Origin of the sequence: Candidatus Thiosymbion oneisti (assembly GCF_900092655.1) — a bacterium.
GTDB classification, from domain to species: domain Bacteria; phylum Pseudomonadota; class Gammaproteobacteria; order Chromatiales; family Chromatiaceae; genus Thiosymbion; species Thiosymbion oneisti.
In genome coordinates, this window is record NZ_FLUY01000296.1 from 1 (window position 1) to 939 (window position 939).

Sequence of the window (939 nt, forward strand, 5' to 3'; positions counted from 1 at the left end):
TTACCGCGAGGAAAACCTCTATGATAGAATACTGACTCTGCTGAAAGAAAATCCACTCTAAAGTTATCTAGACCCTAGGATAATTACTGATGGAGAAGTAAGAGACGCAGTATTATACGGCGAAATTATTGAAGAATACCCCGAAGATAGAAGAGGCAAAAGCTGCTTGATTTATCATGTCAAACATAATCGCGCCATCCATGTTGTTTGTGCGCCAAAAACTGAATATTTGGCTATAATTACAGCATACTTACCAGCACCTGACCAATGGTCGGCCAATTTTAAATCTCGGAGGTAGAATATGGAATGCTTTCATTGTAAAGGCAGAATGGTTAAAGGAAATGCGCCATTTAACGTTGATCGAAACGGTTACCATATTTCATGGGAGTCGATCCCCGCGTGGGTGTGTACCCAATGTGGAGAAGCTCTGTTTGAAGAAAATGAAGTACATCACATTCAAAAGGTACTACAGAAAATTGATGATGAAACAATGGCTTTGACTGCAAATGTAGCTTAATAATACACCCAAGCAGAAGGTGCGTAGGAAAATAGGGATAGACCCTGAGGTATCCCCATATTATTGCAATCTAAAACAACGAGTTATGGAGCGAATGAGCGGCCACGATGCCCTAATGGCTCGTTCCCACGCTCTAGAGACTGTGAAAGTATTACTGGATTTTCGGAGCCATAGGGACAGCACAACATAATTATCCTACTTTAGGCCGAAAATACTTCTCTTAAATCCTATATGAGACAGAATTTAGTATGAAATATGGTGGCTTCATCCCACCACTTCCGGGGAAAACGAATTCTTTCACAGTCTCTCCAGCGTGGGAATGCCGTTGTGGCCGCTCCAGCGGCTAAGGTTTCATGACGCTGGAGCGTCTGGATTTGCTCCCACGCTGGAGCGTGGGAGCCAGAGGCTGATTTGTGGGGATA

General features: G+C 43.5%; 2 protein-coding genes. Both read left to right on the top strand.

The annotated features are described in order from the left end of the window. The first annotated feature begins 82 nt into the window (after nt 1–82). On the top strand, nt 83–298 hold the full coding sequence (locus tag BQ17_RS23875; protein ID WP_369406453.1) for a DUF4258 domain-containing protein: 216 nt from the start codon (nt 83–85) through the stop codon (nt 296–298). A 3-nt stretch (nt 299–301) separates the two neighbouring features. Next, a complete protein-coding gene (locus tag BQ17_RS23880) occupies nt 302–517 on the top strand; it encodes a YgiT-type zinc finger protein (protein WP_089724167.1) in 216 nt (71 codons plus the stop codon). The last annotated feature ends 422 nt before the right edge of the window (nt 518–939 follow it).